Here is an 18,549-nt window from a genome sequence, read left to right as displayed (position 1 = left end):
GTCGCGTGGCGCGGGGTTCGTTATTCCGTGGGCTCCGGAACCCAATCCAGGATCCGCGCAAGAATGGCGTCGGAATCCATGCGTTGCGCCTCCGCTTCGAAGTTGAGCAGCACCCGATGCCGTAACGCCGGCAAGGCCACGGCACGAACGTCTTCGCAGGAGACGTAAACCCGATCGTTCATCAGCGCGTGCACCTTGGCTCCCAGGATCAGTGCCTGCGTGCCACGCGGACTGGAACCGAAACGCACGTACTTTTTCGTCATCTCGTGCGCCTGGTTCGACTCCGGATGGGTTGCCAGCGTGACCTTGATTGCATATTCCTGCACCGGTCGCGCGACCGGTATCGCGCGCGCGGTTTCGCGCATGTCCAGAATCTGGCCTTGCTGCAGGACCCGTTGCACCGAAGGCTCCTTCTGGCGCGTGGTCCGGTCGATGATCAGGTGCAATTGCTCGACATCCGGAAAATCGAGCTTCAACTTGAAAAAGAAACGATCCATCTGCGCTTCGGGCAGAGGATAGGTGCCTTCCATCTCGATCGGGTTCTGCGTGGCGAGGACGAAAAAAGGCTGATCGAGTGCGTGCGTGCGCCCTGCCGCGGAAACGCTGTTTTCCTGCATCGCTTCCAGCAGTGCCGACTGCGTCTTGGGCGTGGCCCGGTTGATTTCGTCGGCCAGCACGATGTTGGCGAAGATCGGTCCGCGCTGGAATTCGAACGATTTTCGCCCGGCCTCATCCTCCCGGACGATGTTCGTGCCGATGATGTCGCCGGGCATCAAATCGGGGGTGAACTGGATGCGCGAGAACTTCAGGTGCAGAACGTCCGCCATGGTCTGTACGAGCTTGGTCTTGCCTACCCCGGGAATGCCTTCCAGCAACACGTGGCCTCGCGCGAGCAGGCAGGTCATCACCCCGGAAATGATCTCTTCGTTGCCGACGATCACACGTGATATTTCATCGCGGACCAGTTGGAATTGTTCGCGGAAGGCCTGGATCTGCCGGTCTACGGCCACGGTGTTCATTACTTCTCGCTTTCGTGCAGGTTCAGGAAATAGTTTTTGACGATGTTTTTCTGCCGCACCGGCACCCGATCATGGGTTATCGCATCTTCACGGTCATAGCTGGCACGCGAACGCACATTCTCGATCTGCAAGGTCGATTTCTGTTCCCGGCTGGCGGAATAGAACCACCCTTGGTCGCCTTTGCCATTCGGTTCTTCGCCCACTTCGTCTTGCTGCAGAAAGGTCTCGAGTTTCAACTGCGCATCGAGCCGCTTGATGGCCGCCCCTTCCAGCGGGAGCGCAGCGGAATCACCCGAAGCATCGCCGGTCTGGCTGCCTTCGCGCGCGTTATCGTTCTCTTCGCGCGCAACGGCGGCCTGGCGGAACAGCGTGCCGCCCCGCATGTTGGAATTGCCGGTCTCGGGCGAGGGAGTCGGATTCGCAGCATTGGAGTAGTTATCGAACTGACTCGCGGTCAGCGTGCCGCGCTGGGTCGTGGCAATCAGGTTGTTTTCCATGCGCCGCTTGACGCTGTTTACCCGGTTCTGCACTTCCATGCGTTCATTCGCCTGCTCAAGAGCATTGATCACGCGGTTGATCGCGTCCTGATTGACCGCGGCGTTCCTACTGGCCAAATCCCGTCCGGCACTTTCCAGCGCCTGACCGATGTTGCTTTCCGGCGCGCTGCCTTTGTCTGCCGGCTCGATCGCCCGGTTTTCACGCGCGCTGGCGGCTGCGGAGCCGGCTTTGAGCTTGCGTAAAAGCTCCATCGCTTCGTCGACGGACCCCTGGTTCAGCGCGTGTGCCGCCGCTTCGAACTTCGGATTGGCTTTCAGCGACTCGGCCAGCCTCGCCAATCCTTCGCGCACGGCCGACGCCTCCATATTCGCTTGATCGATCGCATCGCGCGCGTCGGCGAGGGCCCGCCTCTTTTGCTCGGCAGAAGCATCGGTCTGCTGCAGCTTACGCAGAGCGAGATCGAGTTTTTCGATCTCCGCGTCATGCGGGGCGTCTTTCAGCAACGACCGCAGATCGGCGGACTCGCTATGCTCCGCGACGCTGGCTTCGTGACTGGAATCCCATGAGCGCGACAATTGCGGTGTCATCCACATCAGCGCAGCCAGGAGCAGCCCCAGCCCGCCGGCCGCGAAGGCATTGATGGGCAGCGTGCGTGGCGCGAGTATGGCCAGATCAAGCCGCGCAGCGGTAGCCGCCGCGCGCTGCACCTGCAATTCCGCGAAAGGCGAGGACTCCAGTTCTGACAGGAACCAGTGCGCCGATTTCAGTTCGTCCTTCAGTTGCGCGCGCGCATCGGCTTCCGCAGCAGCCTGTCGCGTGGAAACCCCGCGCGCGCTGTGCCTTACAACCTCGACGGTAACGGCGGCGAATGCCGCAAGCAGGGCGATGCGAGTTGCGGTTCCGGTGGACGGTACGCCCGCGATGAGGGCCGGCTCGATCAACTGGAAGCAGACGAGGCAAAACAGAATGACGCAGGTAACAAATGCGGCGTCCCGAATCGCCCTGTTTATCCACAGACGGCGGCCCAGTTCGCGGAGCACGCCGATAATGATATGACGCTCTTTCATGACTCGGCCGATTGTATCGCAGCACCGAATGCCCATGCGAAAAGGCACACCGGCAGGTCGTCGGCGTTGCATTCTCATGTAACATCCGGCTGATCCGACGGAGGATTTTTATGGGAGTCGCCTTGCGACTCGCGGCGTGGTTACTGGACTGCACCGTGGCCTTGGTCTGCACCGTGGCCTTGGTCTGCACCGTGGCCCTAGTCTGCACGGTAGCCCTGGGATGCTCCGTGGCATGCGCTGGCGCCGCGGAGCATCCCAATATCGTTTACATCCTGGCCGACGACCTTGGCTGGAAGGATGTGGGATTTCACGGCGGCGCGATCAGGACGCCCAATCTGGACCGACTCGCGCAAAGGGGCGTGCGCCTGGAGAGGTTCTACACACAGCCGTATTCCACGTCGGCGCGCGCGGCATTGCTCACCGGGCGTTACCCGATGCGCTATGGTTTACAAACCCTGTCGATTCTTCCATGGAGCCAGTACGGACTGCCAACCGGCGAGCGCCTGCTGCCGGAAGCGTTGAAAGAGGCAGGCTATCGCACTGCCTTGCTTGGCAAGTGGCAACTGGGTCACTACAAGAAAGACTACTGGCCGACGCAACGCGGCTTTGACAGCTTTTACGGCAGCTTCAATGGCGACATCGACTGTTTCCGCAAGACCAACCAGGCCTACGAACCCGACTGGCATCGAAACGAGCGGTCCGTCAGGGAAGAGGGTTACTGCACCGCGCTGATCGGCAAAGAAGCCGCGCAGATCATCGAGAAGCACGATACCGCCAAGCCACTGTTCCTGTATCTGTCCTTCCATGCGCCTCAAGCGCCCTTGCAGGCAACGAAGGAATATCTGGATCTGTATAGGGAAGTGCGCGACGAGCAGCGCCGGATCTACGCGGCCATGGTGACGGCGCTGGACGATGCAATCGGCATGGTCATGGCCGCACTCGAGAAAAAGGCCATGACGGCCGACACGCTGATCGTCTTTCACAGCGACAACGGCGGGGCGGTGCCGAACAAATATCCCACCGGCGACGGTGACGTGCAACGGGAAGTTTCCGATAACGGCCCTTATCGCGATGGCAAGGGAAGCCTGTATGAAGGGTCGCTTCGCGTTGTCGCGATCGCTTCATGGCCGGGGAAAATCCCAGCCGGCGTCGTTACGGAGCGCATTCACGTCACCGACATGTACCCGACACTGCTTGGCATTGCCGGCGCCAGGCTCGAGCAACCCAAACCCCTCGATGGAATCGACCAATGGGCGACGATGACGGGCGCCAAGCTCAGTCCGCGCAAGGATTTGTTGTTAAGCATGGAGGATTTTCGCGGCGCCCTGATGATGGACGACTGGAAGCTGATCGTCTATTCGCGTTTGCCGGTACGCTACGAGCTTTACAATGTCCAGGACGATCCTTCGGAAGAAGACAATCATGCCGAACGCGAACCCCAGCGCGTGCAGGAGATGCTGATTCGCTTCAACGAATATGCCTGGGAAATGGCGCCGTCGCTTTACCTCGAAGACCTGCACAAGCCGCGAAAATATCCGACGCCGATCTACTGGGGAGACAATCCCGTTCGTCCCTGAGGCAGAACGAGATTCATGCCGGCGCAGCATTCCGGTCCGCCACTGAAATCACGGCTGTTGACATCCCGTAAAATAAACAACTGGAACTATTTCACGCCCTCTTCAATAAAAATAACCGTATCCATGCAAGCCATCAATATCGACGACCTTCGCGCGGCGGCCAAGCGCCGGCTGCCACGCGCCATTTTCGAATTCATCGACGGCGGTGCCCAGGACGAAACCACGCTCCGGGCCAATCGAGAGGATTTCCAGAAATGGCGATTTCGCACCCGCACATTGACCGATGTCTCCACGCGCGACCAGTCGATTACGCTGTTCGGGCAGCGATGCGCGTCGCCGCTCATCCTCGCTCCGACCGGTTTGGCGGGCTTGCTGTCTCGCCGCGGAGAACTGGCGGCTGCCCGCGCTGCGGAAAAGTACGGCGTGCCGTATTGCCTTTCCACGATGTCCACCTGCACCATCGAGGAAATCACCAGCGAGACGGCGCCGCCAAAATGGTTCCAGCTCTATGTATTGCGCGACCGGGAGTTGACCAAGGATTTCATTGAGAGGGCACGGGCTTCACGCTGCACGGCGCTGGTGCTCACTGTGGATACGAAAGTGCAAGGTCCACGCGAACGTGACATGCGTAACGGCTTCACCGTGCCGCCCCGCTTCTCCGCCGCCACAATTCTGGATTTCGCCCGTCACTATTCCTGGCTGTTCGACGTAGCGCTCGGGCCACGCATCACTTTCAAGAACTTCGTCGGTACCAAGGTGGCATCCGCCGATGCGATCACCATCACCCAATTCATCGCCGGACAGTACGATCTGAGTGTGAGCTGGCGCGACGTCGAGTGGTTCAAATCGGTCTGGGGCGGGCCGGTACTGTTGAAGGGCATCCTGACCGCTGAGGATGCAAAGCTTGCGGCGGGCCACGGTGCCGACGGCGTAATCGTTTCGAACCATGGTGGACGACAGCTCGAAGGCGCGATGTCCGCCGTTCAAGCCCTGCCCGAAATCGCGGAGGCCGTGGGCGACAAACTGGAAGTGGTCCTCGACGGCGGCATCCGCCGTGGTGCCGACGTCGTGCGCGCACGTGCGCTCGGTGCGAAAGCCTGCATGATCGGCCGGGCCTGGCTTTACGGCCTTGCATCGGGAGGTCAGCCGGGGGTGGAACGTGCCCTCGAAATTCTGCGAGACGAGATCGACATTACGCTGACCCTGCTTGGACGGCCGACGCTCGCGGAGATCGACCAGCGCGTCCTCATCGAAAAACCGTAACGATGCCGGCGCCGTATCGTCTACGGACCCACTTATTTGACGGTTTCGCCGATTTCTATTTGCAGGTTTCGCGTTCCCACTGGAACCGGACCGCTGCTTCCGATCAGGTCGCCTGACCTCGGCAACGCGTCACCCGACCTGGAGATGCGCGCCGAGACGATGACCCGGTCGAAGTTGGAAAGTTTCAGCGTGGGCGACATCGAGGACTTGTCGTCCAGGATGAATTCCATCGGCAAGGCCTTCACGTTCGCCTGCAGTATCGCCAGGGGCATGCGCGGTCCGCTTTCCGCGCGGGCGAATACGAACAACGTGCCGTCAGGCGGAGCCTTCTCTCTCAGCCAAGTCGACAGAGTGACGCGCCCCGATATTTGCGCAGCGACCGCTTGAGTCGATTCAGGCGTTGCCATTGCCGGACGCGACCGATCACCGGCAAGAGATCTCGCTTCCTCGAGGTTGGCGCGCAATCCCGCCGTGAACTCCGTACCCTCGGGCGCGGCCTTCAGCGCCTTTTCCCAGAATGTTGCCGCGCCCCGGTAGTCGCGACGGTCGAAAGCATCGGTTCCAGCAAGCGCCAATGCCTTGGGATTGTCCGGATCTACCTTGAGCGCGCGATGCACCAGCTGCATCGGTTTCCCCCTCAGACGACCCCGCTGTGTCATCGCCACCGTATCAGCGTAGTCGGCCAGCAACGCAGCATCGTCAGGCAGCAGCGCCTCTGCTCTCTTGAACGCGGCAACTGCGTCTCGGTATCGGCCCAGTACGTCGTAGGACCGCGCCAACATGGCCCAACCGTCCGGGTTATCCGGATCGTCGGCCAGTTTCTGCGCCAGTTGGTCGACCATCATCGCAATCTGCGCAGGAGAGGTGGCATGCGGCCCGGCTTGCATGGCCGACGACCCGGCCGGTGGCGCCGACATCGCACCGGGATTTCCGAGTTGACCGTAAAGCAGTGCCGCCGCAAGAGGCAATAGCACCAGCATTCCCAGGGCCGTTTTTAGCGCCATCCGCCACTGTGTCGCCTGCATCGGCGCTCCTTGCGACAAGTCCTCCAGCATTCTGCGTTCGAGTTCCCGTCTGGCTTCCTGATGGTGCCCCGCGGCCAACAATCCCGAAGACAAATCGCCTTCGACTTCTGTCACCTGCTGCCTATAGAGCTCGACCAGATCATGGGTTGCATTTTCCACCGAGGCATGTTCATGCCACGGGCGCCTCAGCAATGGCGGTAGCAGGAATCCAAGCGCCGCGCACAGCATGGCGCATGCCGCGATCAGGAAACCAGTCATCGGCGCCCCTGTTGTCGAAGCCGGGCCGCAACGGGGATTGTCGTTTCCACGCTTGGAGGTCGGGTCCCGAATTGTCGAATTTGCATGCGCAGCCTCAGAACGAGTAACGATAGCCGAGATAAAAGAACTGATGCACCGCATTCTCCCGTTGGATCGGACTCTCCGTGATGCTTCGTTCCACGTCGTACTCGCCATCGAAGGAGATGTTCTCCTTCCAGGCGTAAGTGAGCCGCAGAACGGCGGTATATCTGTCGGTTTTCGTCTCGGTACTGTCGCGCTGCGTGTACCAGCGCAACGAAGGCTCCAGCGCCCACTTCGGGCCGAATCCGGTGAGGTTGCTGTAGGACAAGTACTCGCCATGGAACAGCGGGCTCTTGAGCCAACTGCCGCTGAACACGTTGATGTCCCGGCTGGAGTACAGGTTGCTTCCGATCGCCTGCAACGTATAGCTATTGATGTTGCCGGTACCTGGCGTCGCCGGAATGTCGTTGTAGGCCGGGAGCGGGCCCACGTTCGTCAGACGGTAGTCGGCGCCCAGTTGCCAGGCGGCGCTCACCGGCGTGGTAACGCTCGCGAGGACCTGCTTCACATCTGCGGTGATCGCAAGCGCCTTCTGGTGCAACTGGTCCTCCGTGTTGGTGCGGAGCAACGCCTCGACCGAAGACACAGGCTGGCCGAACACCGCGTTCGTCGTCGAAAGCGGCGGCGCCTTGCGTTGGTCGAGCAGGACCGTAAAAGTCGTCTGCCCCCTGGTCTGCACGCTTCCCTGGATCGTGGCGATGTTCACCTTCTTGAACAACGTATCGTAGTCCACCATCGAATACAGGGAATTGCCATTCTTGAAATAGCGGATCTCGCCGCCTGCCGCTTCGCGATCGGGAATGCCATCGACCATTTGCCTGATTCCGTAAACATTCCCGCTCCAGTTTTCGAGGATGTTTTCCGCGTCCAGGCTCAATCCGTAGAAATAGCGTTTCGAATCCAGGCCGTAATCGACGGGTGCGCCAACTTCCATATTGATGCGCCAGTTTTTCGTAAATTTGTATCCGGCAATTGCTCCGTCGAAGCGCCCAAGAATTCCGCCGCTCGTTCCAATCTGTCTGCCAAGGCGCAACGAATACGGGTCCTGCAGCCCGCGGTAGTCGACATAGGCCGCATCCAGCCGGTTCCTGCTGGGATTCTTGTCGATCAGGCTCTTGGTATCGGTATCGCGGAACACGAGCCGGATATCGGACCGCTCCGACCGGTATCGGGCGTTTGCGTCGGCCGTCGTCACAATCGCCGACAGATCGCGACTGGAAAGCGTCGCCTGGTCGACAGTCGTGGGAGTATTGAATGCGGTTTCGGATTTTGTCGATCCGTCGTAGTAGTACTGCGCGAAGCTGCCGAAAACCGTCTTGACCGGCGCACGCGATTCGACCGGTTCCGACGCGAGTCGCGCACCGGCAGGCATGCTGGCGAACCGCTGTTCCAGCAATGCGAGCCTCTCCCTTACCCGTTTCGCGCCTTCGGCGTCCGGATAGAGCTTGAGGTAAAGTTCGTACTCCGCCTTTGCCTTGCCTAACTGGCCGCTGCGTTCCCGGGCCAGACCCACCATTTCCTGAGCTTGTTGCGACAGACTGTTGGGCGGCAGGATCAGCAACTGATTCAGCGCATTGATCGCTTCGTCCCATTTGTTCCCCGCGAAAGCGTTGCGCGCCGTTTCCATCGCTTCACGAGCCCGGCGCTCAACGTCGGGCGCTGCCGCCGACGCGACAGCCTGTGCCCCCTTTTCCGCCACGGACGCCGGCTCGGGAGACTTCGGGACTGCGAGCGCCGGCACCGCTGCCGCCTCCGGAGCGCCGGAAACGGGAGCCGGGGTCGGTTCCACGTTCGGGGTTTTCGGTATCGGCAGCGCCGGTGCCGTCGCCACGGGAGGTTGTTGCTTCGCTCGCGGCACCGGCGCTGCTGCAGGTCGCGGCTCGGCCCCGACGACCTTCGTCCCGGTGGACGTATCCACGACCCTGGCGTTGGGGAATTTCGGGAGTATCCGCTCCCGGATCACGTCGGCGGCTTCCGCGGTGTCGAAGTAACCGACATTGCGGTCGTAGAGCTCCACGTCTGCAATCTCGGATTTCGAGAGAATCGTTTCATAGCGGGAGAGTTCGGGCGGCAACGGAGCGCCCTTCGCCTCGTCGGCTGACGCATGGGTATCGAGAAAGATCGCATATTTCGGCGGCGCGGTGGACTTCCTGGGTTTGGTGACAACGACCGGCTGCATCACAATTTCGATACTGTGGGGATCGACACCCTGCCGCACCCGGAACTGGACGGTTTTGTCGAACTTCACCAGAAGCCGTTTGGTGGGCGCGCCATTTTGCAGCGGGTAGGTCACAATGACTTTCGGCGTCAGGTCGGTGGCGGCAACCGATTTCGTTTCCTCGGCCACCGGCGGAGGCACGTCGCCGGATTGCTGTCGCAGGAAGATCTGCAGGACATCGCCCTGCGTCTCCGGAACGTGACGCAGGTACTGGAAACTGGTGTTGAAGCGGACCCGGATGAGTACATTCTTTCCACTGGCGTCGACATCCACGTCGTCGAGGTATTCGGCTCGCGTCGCCAGAGAATAAAGCGCAAGCAGTACTGCCAGAAAAACGGCTGGAATCCGAAACAGTGCCGTTCGAAAAGCAGAAACGCTGTGAACGGGAGAATTCATAGTTCGCAATTGGTGTTGTTCTTCTGCTGGCCTGCGCACATATTCCGGATCGCAGGAAACCCGTCCGCGTTTTCCGGCGGCCAAGTCTGGTCTGCAATCTCCGGAATCGCCGTCGCAATGCGGCCCGGCTCAATACGGCTACTTGCTGAAGGTCCTCGTGCTGTGGCAGGCGTCGCAGGCCTTGGTGGTGGATGGATGATCCCTGGGCTTTCCCTTGGCGAGGACGCCGTTGTGGCAGGTCGCGCACGAACCGGGAACGACGCCTGTGTGGCTCATCGTGGCCGACGCAAACGTCGTCGTCGACCGGTGGCAAAGATCGCAAGACACTCCGCCGGCGAAGGTTTGTGCCACCGGTATGTGATTGGCGGATATTCCTTTTGCGGTGGTACCGTTGTGGCAAGTGCTGCAAGTGCCGGCGGCGATGCCGGTATGGCTGAATGTCGCGGGTGTCCAGGCCGTCGTCTTGTGACACGCATCGCAGGATTGCGTGGTGAGAACATGATTTGCCGGTTTGCCCGTGGCTGACGTCCCGTTGTGACAGGTTGCGCAGGTCCCGGCTGCAACGCCGCTGTGGCTGAAAGTGGCGGGTGTCCAGGCCGTCGTCCGGTGACACGTGTCGCAGGATGCGGTGGTCACGATATGGGTAGCCGGTTTGCCGGTTGCCGAGGTGCCGTTGTGGCACGTCGCGCAGGTGCCGGGCGAAATGCCGGCGTGACTGAACGTCGCCGGTGTCCACGCCGTGGTTCGATGGCAGGTATCGCACGATGCAGTGGTCGGAATATGTTTCGCCGGTTTACCCGTTGCGGTCGAACCGTTGTGGCAGGTCGCACAGGTTCCTGCCGCCACACTTGCGTGACTGAAATTCGCGGGCACCCATCCCGTAGTGCGGTGGCACGTATCGCAGGACGCGGTAGTCGCAAGATGGTTGCCCGGCTTGCCGGTCGCCCTGCCGCCGTTGTGACAAGTCGAACAAGTGCCGGGCGCCACTCCCTGATGGTTGAATGCCGTCGCTCGCCATGAAATTGTGGTGTGGCAGGTGTCGCATGACGCAGTCGTCTGGATGTGGCTTGGTGTCTGTCCGTTTGCCATTGTCCCGTTGTGGCACGTGCGACAGGTGCCGGCCGCTACACCCTGGTGTCGGAACTGCGAGGGAATCCATGCCGTCGTGTTGTGGCACGTGTCGCAACCCGCGTTGGTGGGAATGTGATTCTGCGGTTTGGCTTTCGCCGAAAACCGGTTCCCGGCCGCATGGCAGACGGCACACTGGGTCGGTGTACCTCGGAAGACTCCGTTGACGTGGCAGGAGTCGCAGCGAGCCCGCAAGTGGGCGCCGGTCAGATTGAAGCCGGTCTTGATATGGTCGAAGCGCACTTCCTTCTTAGGTGTCTTCTGCGCCGCAATCGCCCCAGTGATGGTAATGAACAGCATCATCCCCAAGACACACAGAAACGCGATGCTGACGGCCCGCATTCTGGCGGCCAGCGGTCCGGCAACGGAGTGCGCACAGAGTTCGACGGCAGTCCGATTCACATGAGGTTGATTCTCAATATTCAAATTTTTTCAGCGCACCTGCGAAAGGTGGGATGTCCGTGTGGATCAACACCGCAATGGTTGTGCCAAACACCCAACTCTTCTCTCAACCCGCTGTCATATCTAATATTTTTCTTTTTCTTGCTTCGTACACCGTCGTGATCCGCACGAAATGCTTTGATATGCGTCGCCGGAGGGAGACAAGCAGAAATGAAAATATTCAGGGTCCGGTTCTCGTCGAACAGCTTCGTTCACCCCGATCATCGTCCCGAACACAATCTGGAGGAGCGACCGTTCTCCGGCCACTTAATGCCGGATCTCTTTGAAGCTCGAGGTCGCATGGCAGCGCTCGCAGCGGTTGCCGAAGGCCTCACGGTGAACGTCGTCACGCTCGTGGCAATCCACACAACGCACGCCCACGGCAGGTATCGTGTCGCCGGGGTGTACATGGCATGTCACGCAATCCAGTTTGCGATGAGCGCCATCGAGAACGAAGTGAGTCCGCTTGTCGTGATCGAAATCCCAGATGCGCCAATCGCGCGCATTGTGGCAAGAGGCACAATCCGCACCCAGCCTGCGCTTGTGTACATCCTGCCTGGCATGGCATGCCAAGCATTCCCTGCGCGCATCCTTGAACTTCGGACTGGCGTGGCAGGCCTCGCATTTAACCGACAAATGCCTGCCGGTCAGCGGAAAATTCGCACGGCCATGGTCGAAGTTCGTCGTCTTCCACGACGTCTCGGCATGGCAACGCTCGCATTCGCTTCCTTCCTGGCCGGCATGGCGGTCATCCTTGCGGTGGCAGGCGATGCACTGCATGGCAAGCTTCTGCCGAAATGTACCGTCCAGGTGACAGGCTTTGCATGTAATCGAAGCGTGACGGCCGCGGAGGGGATATCGCGTGTCGCGATCATGAGCGAACGACGAGGTCTTCCATTTCGATTCGTTGTGACAGGACTCGCATTGCGTACCGAGGCTTCCGCGATGCACATCACTTTTTGCATGGCAGCCGTTGCAGTCCTTGGGAGCCTTGTCGGCGTACAGCATTCCAGAATGACAGCTATCACACTTGACTCTTGAATGCGACTCACGCAGGCGGAAATTCGTGTCTCGATCATGATCGAATTTCAGCGTCTTCCAGGCCGTTTCGCCATGGCAGGTTTCGCACCTCTCCCCGAACCGGCCTTTGTGGACATCATTCTTGCGATGGCAGGCTACGCACTGCGACGGCGGACCGTCTTGGAAGGCCTGGCTCCTATGGCAGGCCAGGCAGCGGGTCGTGCCGTGCGCGCCTAGCAACGGGAACTTCGTTTTCCCGTGATCGAACGCAGTATTCTTCCAGTCCCGATCGTTATGGCACCTGTCGCAATCCGCTCCCAATGAGCCCTTGTGGATATCGTCCTTCCTGTGGCACGCCACGCATTCGCGGGGCGTCTCTTTGAAACTCTGATCGCGATGGCAGTCCGCACACTTGACCGCACCGTGTTTGCCTGACAGCGGGAAGTGCGTCTTTTCGTGGTCGAAGGCGGTCTTTTTCCATCCGCGATCGTTGTGGCATTCGGCACAATTGGCGCCCAGCTTTCCCTTGTGGACGTCGTCCCGGCGATGGCAGCCGACGCATTCGTTCGGCGTCTCCCTGAAGTTCTGGGTTCGGTGGCACGCCGTGCACTTGGGCTGGGCGTGCCTGCCCCTCAGTGGGAAATGCGTCTTGTCATGGTCGAACTTCGCCTTCTTCCAATCCGTTTCGGTGTGACAACGCTCGCAGCCCGCGCCAACCGTGCCGTGGTGAACGTCATCCTTGCGATGACAGGATACGCACTCGTGTTCGGCTTCCCGGAACTTGCGTGCCGAGGGGTGACAGGAAACGCACTTCACCGCAGTATGTTTGCCCAGCAACAGGAAGTCGGTCTGCCGATGATCAAATCGCCCTTCGTCCAGCTTCACGATCTTCGCCGGTCTGCCCAGGTGCTCGGCATGACATTCCCTGCAAGGTTTTTCGGAAATTCTGCCGTGATAGCCGGATTTCGACGCGACGTCCTGCGCCACCGCCTTGTGGCAGTCCAGACACAGCGCGTTCTGCCCTTCCTTCTTGAATGGCTGGTGGCATTTACGGCACTGCCCCTCGATGTCGGCGTGCCCCTCTATCACCTTTCCGGGCATCACCAGCGTCTCGACCGTATCCGGGCGGGCCGATCGCGGATTCAGGGCGATGGCGACCAGTAGCAGGGCTCCGAGACCCCGCAGCAGGCTGCGCGTCATTCAGTACATGTGAACAGCGAGCACGTGAAAGACAGCGCTCAGTACGAGCAAGGCTACCAGCGGAATGTGAAGCAGATGCCAGAGCGAGAACAGTCGTTCGTAGATCGAGAACTGCGCGACGCGTTGCAAGCCCTGAAGATAATTCTCTAGTTGAATTGTGATGCGTCGCCCTCCTGGGTATCCGCTTAACTGATGGCGAATCCGCCTGGTGGTCCACAGCCTTCGCCAGCCAATAAACAGAAACTTGAGCGCCCGGGCGATTAGGCTGCCGGGAACGCGTTCGGCATAAGCCTCGTAAGATTCCAATATGCGCCTGGCCGACGCCGGCAACGTCTTGCCCCCTTCTATGCGAGCCAGCGATTCCGCCAGTGCCGCGCGCAGTTCGATCGCCGCAAGCTTCCGGCCGCGCAGTTCGTGATGAATGCGCGTGTAAATGAACCGGCCCGCGATGCCGCTCCCGGCCACGACCAGCATGCTTGTCATCGCGACCGCGGCATTCGTCGAATCGATGTGAAAGCGGGAATGAAACAGGATGAGAAGCGGGCCGCAAATGCCGAGTAGCATGTGCAGGTTCAACCACTCGCGCAGCGGTCCCGCAGCATTCAACCAGCGGACGTGCTTGCGCAGGGGGTAGAGGAACAGGATCAGCATCAAGACGGCCCCGGCAAGGCCGATGTTGTATCCGGTACGTGATCCACTTGAGTAACCGGGCTGGCTCATGGCATGCCATCCGAACAGTGCAACGGCCGCAATTACGAGCAGCGCGAGCAGGAACGGCATGCGTCGTGGCACGGGTTTTGATTGAACTGCAGAGCGAACTGAAACGACCTGGGTCATGGAGTTGTCGAAAGTGAAGGAACTTGATCGGGGACTTGCCTGCATAGTTTTGCAATATGCATGCCACCGGCGGCATTACTGTTGGCCTCGCATGGACTTGCAGTCACACGAATTGAATTCGCGCTCACCCTTGTCGTTGTCGCACGACATCGTTGGCGCAAATTGTTAGATGGAGAAATCCTAGGGAACTACTATCGAACTCGCTTCGAGGGGACTGTCGTCAGCAGCAGACGATTTCGAACAACATCAACAGGGATCGACTTCAAACGAATCGCAATGAATCTCGAAACGGCAATCGTCTATGTGCTTCCGCTGATCGCTGTCTTCGCAATCTACGTCAAACGAAGAAGGCGCAGAGAGACGCAGGACTTGCATCGCCACGTGGTGTCCGTCACGGCGGGACTCGACGAGCCGACATCTCTGCATCCGGTCTTCGATCCGGGTCGCTGCATTGGTTCCGGAGCTTGCGCATCTGCCTGTCCGGAGAAAGCAATCGGGATGATCGATGGCTCTCCGCAACTGGTGAATGGTTCCGCGTGCATCGGACACGGGGCATGTCTGAAGGCCTGTCCGACAGGCGCGATCAATCTTGTATTCGGCACCGAACGCAGGGGCGTCGACATCCCGCAGGTGGACCCTTACTTCGAAACTAATGTTCCGGGCATATTCATCGCCGGTGAACTGGGTGGAATGGGTTTGATCCACAAGGCGGTCGAACAAGGCAAACAGGCGATTCGCAGAATTTCGGAGCGACAGGCGGATCCGGACATGCTCCATGTGGTGATCGTAGGCGCAGGCCCCGCAGGCCTGTCCGCATCGCTGGCCGCGAAAGAGAAGCAGCTGCGTTTCGTCACACTCGAGCAAGAATCTTCACTCGGCGGCACCGTATATCATTATCCACGCAACAAAATCGCGATGACTGCTCCAATGCAGGTTCCGACTGCCGGTCGCATCAAACTTGGAGAGGTCAGCAAGGAGTCGCTGTTGGACCTGTGGAAAGGCATTACAGTAAAAGCCGGCTTGAAGGTGAGTTTCCGAGAACGCGTCCTAGCCGTCGAACGCGCGGATCGAGGTTTCTTCGTCAGGACCAGTTCGCGGTCTTATCTCGCCCGTAATATCCTGCTTGCCATCGGGCGGCGCGGCACGCCGCGACGGCTCGATGTTCCGGGTGAGGAACAGCCGAAAGTGGTCTATCGCCTGATTGACGCTGCGCAGTACCGCGGCCAGCATGTGCTGGTGGTCGGCGGCGGAGACAGCGCCATCGAAGCCGCGGTATCAGTTGCCCAACAATCGGGCGCGACCGTATCCCTGTCGTATCGGGGCCGGGCATTCAACCGCATCAAGCCGGGTAGTCGCGACCGCCTGCAGGAGGCAGAATCGAATGGTCGGGTGCGCGTTCTGTTGGAATCCGAGGTTGTCGAAATCAAGCCCGACCAGGTCGTACTCAAGCACGGAAAGAATTCGTTCACCTTGCGCAACGAGGCCGTTATCGTTTGTGCAGGCGGTTTGATGCCGACGCAATTTCTCCGCGACATCGGCGTGATGGTGGAGACGCGCCACGGCGAAGCCTGAAAGTGGTTTGCGCGGCGACCCACCGCATGCATCGGTACCAAGGCGGCATCCGCCGTGGTACCGACGTCGTGCGCGCCCGCGCGCTCGGTGCGAAAGCCTGCATGATCGGCCGGGCCTGGCTTTACGGCCTTGCATCGGGAGGCCAGCCGGGGGTGGAACGTACCCTCGAAATTCTGCGAGACGAGATCGACATTACGCTGACCCTGCTTGGACGGCCGACGCTCGCGGAGATCGACCGCAGGATTCTGCAAGGTTGATGCCTTTGCAGTTACTCTCTTGCGTCCAGTTCGCAATAACTGGCACGCGAAGTGCTGTCAACTAATTTCAAGCCCTCGAGTGGTTTACGACAGCCGCGGAAATGCGGAAAATAAGTCAGGATTTGGGTATTCTTCCGCCATCTGCAATTTGGTCGGCGCACAACGACATGGCCTCCTTACTTTCGATCGCCTATTTCGCGAACCACGATCTGCTCGGAGTCGTCTCCGAGGAAGAATATGAACAGTTCAAGAGCCAGCTGCTTCAGGCATTGCAGGAAGAATGGCCGGACGCGACGGTGACCATCGACGATGACGAGGATGTTTATTTCGAAACGAAAGGCATCAGCGGCCAGGCTGAACTGGATGTGCGCAGTCGAGTCGTCGATATCGTGAAAGAGGTGATCGATTCGGGAGACTGGCAGGAAGAGGAAGACGACTTCTACGACGACGAAGAGGACCTCGGCGACATAGAAGAAAAAGACGACTACTGATTGCCTCGGGTCAGAAATTGGTGGCCGGCGGTAGTCGAATAACCCTTGGGAAGCCGCGCCAATGCTCGGTTTAGGATAATCCTGAGTCGAAGAGCTTTCCCGCCACCAGGCGACGACGTCACGAATAGTTCCCCGATCCAACACGTACGCATTGCTCACCCCTTTCTGCTTCTGCAGTCCGCCCTGCGCGTACAGGATGCGATCTTCCCGTCCCTGTTTTTCCTTCACCAACGGTAACTTCTCTAGCTCCTCCCGCGGGCATTCTCCGACCATGACGCTGCTCGGGGAAACGCACGGTATATGGCTGGATCCTTCCCTCATTGATGTCAAGGAAGGCGTCACCTTCGCGCGGGTGCATGCGATTACCGAAATTGCGCATTACGCGGTCGGCGACCGCGTGAGCGTTGTCAGGAATGTCGCCCCGGCATTGACTGATCAGGTGTAGGCTGTTTGACAGATTCGGCGCGTTGTAGGGAAGAATACTTATGAGCCAGCAGTTCAGGATACTGATGGTCGAGGACGTCGCAACCGACGCCGAGCTCATGTTGAGAGAACTCAAGCGCGCCGGCATCCGCTGTGACGCACGCCGGGTAGAAACTGCCGTCGAATATCGGCGAGAGCTCGAGGAATTCCAGCCGAACGTGATCTTGTCCGATTTTTCCATGCCGAGATTTGACGGCATGGAAGCGCTCAGGATTGCCAGCCAGTCCTACCCCCACATCCCGTTCGTCTTCGTGTCCGGCACCATCGGTGAGGAGTATGCCGTTCGCGCGCTGAAAAACGGCGCGACGGATTACGTCCTCAAGAACAACTTGCTCCGTCTTCCTGCCGCGGTGGAAAGGGCGATAAAAGAGGCCGAGGAGCGACATGCGCGCCAGGCGCTCGCAAACCAGTTGCGTGAGAGCGAGAAGCGATACCGCGCGCTGTTCCAAAGCAATCCGCATCCGATGTGGGTGTACGACATCGAGACGCTGCGTTTCCTGGCGGTGAACGACACTGCGATAGCACGCTACGGATTCAACCGCGAAGAGTTTCTCGCAATGACCATCAAGGACATTCGCCCCGAGAAAGACCTCCCCCGGCTCGTCGATCACGTTGCAAAACCGCTCCCAATGGTCAACAAGCCGGAATTCTGGAAACACCAAGCAAAGAGCGGCGAGCTGATCGACGTAGAAATCGCGTCTCACGATCTTGTGTTGGAAGGCAGGCCCGCCAGGATCGTGGTGGCCTACAACATCACCGAACGCAAGCGGGACGAGGAGGCGCTGCGGAAAAGCGAAACACGCTTGCGGGCGATCATCGAGACCGAGCCGGAATGCGTGAAGGTCGTCGCCGGCGACGGGAAGCTACTGGAAATGAACCAGGCAGGACTGGCCATGCTGCAAGCGAGTTCGCTGGCGGAGGCACAGCAACAATCCCTGCTGGAGTTCATTGTGCCCGAACACCGGGCCGCTTTTGGCGACCTGCACAAACGGGTAATGCAGGGCGAGAGCGGCGCGCTCGAATTCGAGGTGATCGGTCTCAAAGGAGCGCGTCGCTGGTTGGAAACTCGCGCTGTCCCGTTACGTACTGCCGCGGGCAGAGTTCAAGAGCTGTTAGGCATCACCCGTGACATCACCGAACGCAAGCACGCAGGACAGGCGTTGCGGGAAAGCGAAGCCAAGTACCGCCAACTCATCGAGCAGGCGGCGGACGGCATATTCATCAGCGACGCGGGAGGAAACTTCATTCTGGTGAATTCCCGGGGCTGCGAGCTTCTCGGCTACACCGAGAACGAGTTGATCGGCATGAACGGCAAAGTGACCTATCTGGAAGAGGATCGGGAAATCCATACCAAGCGCATGGAACAGGTCCGTTCGGGGCAGGTCCTGCGGTTCGAACGCATGATCAAGCGCAAGGACGAGAGCGCCTTTCCTGCCGAGGTCAGCCTCAAGATGCTTGATACGGGTTTGGTCCAGGTGATTTTCCACGACATTACGACGCGCCGCAGCCAGGAGCAGAAGATCGCGCGGCTGGGCCGGATCCATGCCGTATTGAGCGATATCAACTCGGCGATCGTGCGCATTCGCGACCGCGAGGAGTTGTTTCAGGAAGCCTGTCGCATCGCCGTCGACCAGGGCGGATTCACCGTCGGCTGGATCAGCGTGCTGGACCATGCGAGCGGAAAGCTCGTACCGGTCGCGAAAGCGGGTCTGCCACTG

General features: G+C 59.7%; 14 protein-coding genes and 1 pseudogene. 8 read left to right on the top strand and 7 right to left on the bottom strand.

Going from position 1 to position 18,549, the window contains the following annotated elements; all coding sequences use genetic code 11:
* Nucleotides 1–20 precede the first annotated feature (20 nt).
* Complete coding sequence (locus HY067_13530) at nucleotides 21–1,019, bottom strand: MoxR family ATPase (GenBank protein MBI3528975.1); 999 nt, start codon at nucleotides 1,017–1,019, stop codon at nucleotides 21–23.
* Complete coding sequence (locus HY067_13525) at nucleotides 1,019–2,584, bottom strand: hypothetical protein (GenBank protein ID MBI3528974.1); 1,566 nt, start codon at nucleotides 2,582–2,584, stop codon at nucleotides 1,019–1,021. The genes HY067_13530 and HY067_13525 overlap by 1 nt, the downstream gene beginning before the upstream one ends.
* Nucleotides 2,585–2,694: 110 nt before the next feature.
* Between HY067_13525 and HY067_13520 the strand changes: the two genes are divergently transcribed.
* Both HY067_13520 and HY067_13515 read left to right on the top strand, forming a co-directional pair.
* On the top strand, nucleotides 2,695–4,161 hold the full coding sequence (locus HY067_13520; GenBank protein MBI3528973.1) for an arylsulfatase: 1,467 nt from the start codon (nucleotides 2,695–2,697) through the stop codon (nucleotides 4,159–4,161).
* A 123-nt stretch (nucleotides 4,162–4,284) separates the two neighbouring features.
* Nucleotides 4,285–5,424, top strand: a complete 1,140-nt coding sequence (locus HY067_13515; GenBank protein ID MBI3528972.1) for an alpha-hydroxy-acid oxidizing protein — start codon at nucleotides 4,285–4,287, stop codon at nucleotides 5,422–5,424.
* A gap of 32 nt (nucleotides 5,425–5,456) precedes the next feature.
* On the opposite strand, the gene ccmI is transcribed toward HY067_13515, so the two are convergent.
* From ccmI to HY067_13490, 5 genes are all read right to left on the bottom strand, one after another.
* Complete coding sequence (gene ccmI, locus HY067_13510) at nucleotides 5,457–6,707, bottom strand: c-type cytochrome biogenesis protein CcmI (GenBank protein MBI3528971.1); 1,251 nt, start codon at nucleotides 6,705–6,707, stop codon at nucleotides 5,457–5,459.
* A 94-nt stretch (nucleotides 6,708–6,801) separates the two neighbouring features.
* Entirely contained in the window at nucleotides 6,802–9,402 is a 2,601-nt protein-coding gene (locus HY067_13505) for a hypothetical protein (GenBank protein ID MBI3528970.1), read from the bottom strand.
* A 138-nt stretch (nucleotides 9,403–9,540) separates the two neighbouring features.
* Nucleotides 9,541–10,932, bottom strand: coding sequence for a hypothetical protein (locus HY067_13500; protein ID MBI3528969.1), 1,392 nt, complete (start codon nucleotides 10,930–10,932; stop codon nucleotides 9,541–9,543).
* A 306-nt stretch (nucleotides 10,933–11,238) separates the two neighbouring features.
* Nucleotides 11,239–13,191, bottom strand: a complete 1,953-nt coding sequence (locus tag HY067_13495; GenBank protein ID MBI3528968.1) for a cytochrome C — start codon at nucleotides 13,189–13,191, stop codon at nucleotides 11,239–11,241.
* Nucleotides 13,192–13,971 carry a hypothetical protein gene (locus HY067_13490; GenBank protein ID MBI3528967.1) on the bottom strand — a complete coding sequence of 260 codons (780 nt, stop codon included), beginning with the start codon at nucleotides 13,969–13,971 and terminating at the stop codon, nucleotides 13,192–13,194.
* A 333-nt stretch (nucleotides 13,972–14,304) separates the two neighbouring features.
* Between HY067_13490 and HY067_13485 the strand changes: the two genes are divergently transcribed.
* The 6 genes and pseudogenes from HY067_13485 to HY067_13460 form a co-directional block, all read left to right on the top strand.
* Nucleotides 14,305–15,600, top strand: a complete 1,296-nt coding sequence (locus tag HY067_13485) for an NAD(P)-binding domain-containing protein (protein MBI3528966.1) — start codon at nucleotides 14,305–14,307, stop codon at nucleotides 15,598–15,600.
* A 26-nt stretch (nucleotides 15,601–15,626) separates the two neighbouring features.
* Nucleotides 15,627–15,857 (top strand): alpha-hydroxy-acid oxidizing protein, encoded by a 231-nt coding sequence (locus HY067_13480; protein MBI3528965.1) that lies wholly within the window; start codon nucleotides 15,627–15,629, stop codon nucleotides 15,855–15,857.
* Nucleotides 15,858–16,024: 167 nt separating this feature from the next.
* Entirely contained in the window at nucleotides 16,025–16,348 is a 324-nt protein-coding gene (locus HY067_13475) for a hypothetical protein (GenBank protein ID MBI3528964.1), read from the top strand.
* A gap of 271 nt (nucleotides 16,349–16,619) precedes the next feature.
* Nucleotides 16,620–16,793 carry a hypothetical protein gene (locus HY067_13470; protein MBI3528963.1) on the top strand — a complete coding sequence of 58 codons (174 nt, stop codon included), beginning with the start codon at nucleotides 16,620–16,622 and terminating at the stop codon, nucleotides 16,791–16,793.
* Between the two features lie 40 nt (nucleotides 16,794–16,833).
* Nucleotides 16,834–17,214, top strand: a pseudogene (locus tag HY067_13465) (response regulator).
* A gap of 81 nt (nucleotides 17,215–17,295) precedes the next feature.
* The coding region (locus HY067_13460) for a PAS domain S-box protein (GenBank protein MBI3528962.1) at nucleotides 17,296–18,549 on the top strand (1,254 nt) is incomplete at its 3' end.

This window comes from Betaproteobacteria bacterium, from assembly GCA_016194905.1.
GTDB lineage: Bacteria > Pseudomonadota > Gammaproteobacteria > Burkholderiales > JACQAP01 > JACQAP01.
Note: the sequence above shows the minus strand (reverse complement) of the source record. Positions and strands in the feature narration are given on the sequence as shown.

What these genes read in the sequence shown, in the direction of transcription:
- HY067_13470 (MBI3528963.1), top strand. Translation starts at nt 16,620, where the DNA reads ATGACGCTGCTCGGGGAAACGCACGGTATATGGCTGGATCCTTCCCTC.
- HY067_13530 (MBI3528975.1), bottom strand. Translation starts at nt 1,019, where the DNA reads ATGAACACCGTGGCCGTAGACCGGCAGATCCAGGCCTTCCGCGAACAA.
- HY067_13475 (MBI3528964.1), top strand. Translation starts at nt 16,025, where the DNA reads ATGGCCTCCTTACTTTCGATCGCCTATTTCGCGAACCACGATCTGCTC.
- HY067_13495 (MBI3528968.1), bottom strand. Translation starts at nt 13,191, where the DNA reads ATGACGCGCAGCCTGCTGCGGGGTCTCGGAGCCCTGCTACTGGTCGCC.
- HY067_13480 (MBI3528965.1), top strand. Translation starts at nt 15,627, where the DNA reads ATGCATCGGTACCAAGGCGGCATCCGCCGTGGTACCGACGTCGTGCGC.
- HY067_13485 (MBI3528966.1), top strand. Translation starts at nt 14,305, where the DNA reads ATGAATCTCGAAACGGCAATCGTCTATGTGCTTCCGCTGATCGCTGTC.
- HY067_13515 (MBI3528972.1), top strand. Translation starts at nt 4,285, where the DNA reads ATGCAAGCCATCAATATCGACGACCTTCGCGCGGCGGCCAAGCGCCGG.
- HY067_13525 (MBI3528974.1), bottom strand. Translation starts at nt 2,584, where the DNA reads ATGAAAGAGCGTCATATCATTATCGGCGTGCTCCGCGAACTGGGCCGC.
- HY067_13520 (MBI3528973.1), top strand. Translation starts at nt 2,695, where the DNA reads ATGGGAGTCGCCTTGCGACTCGCGGCGTGGTTACTGGACTGCACCGTG.
- HY067_13490 (MBI3528967.1), bottom strand. Translation starts at nt 13,971, where the DNA reads ATGCCGTTCCTGCTCGCGCTGCTCGTAATTGCGGCCGTTGCACTGTTC.
- HY067_13505 (MBI3528970.1), bottom strand. Translation starts at nt 9,402, where the DNA reads ATGAATTCTCCCGTTCACAGCGTTTCTGCTTTTCGAACGGCACTGTTT.
- ccmI (MBI3528971.1), bottom strand. Translation starts at nt 6,707, where the DNA reads ATGACTGGTTTCCTGATCGCGGCATGCGCCATGCTGTGCGCGGCGCTT.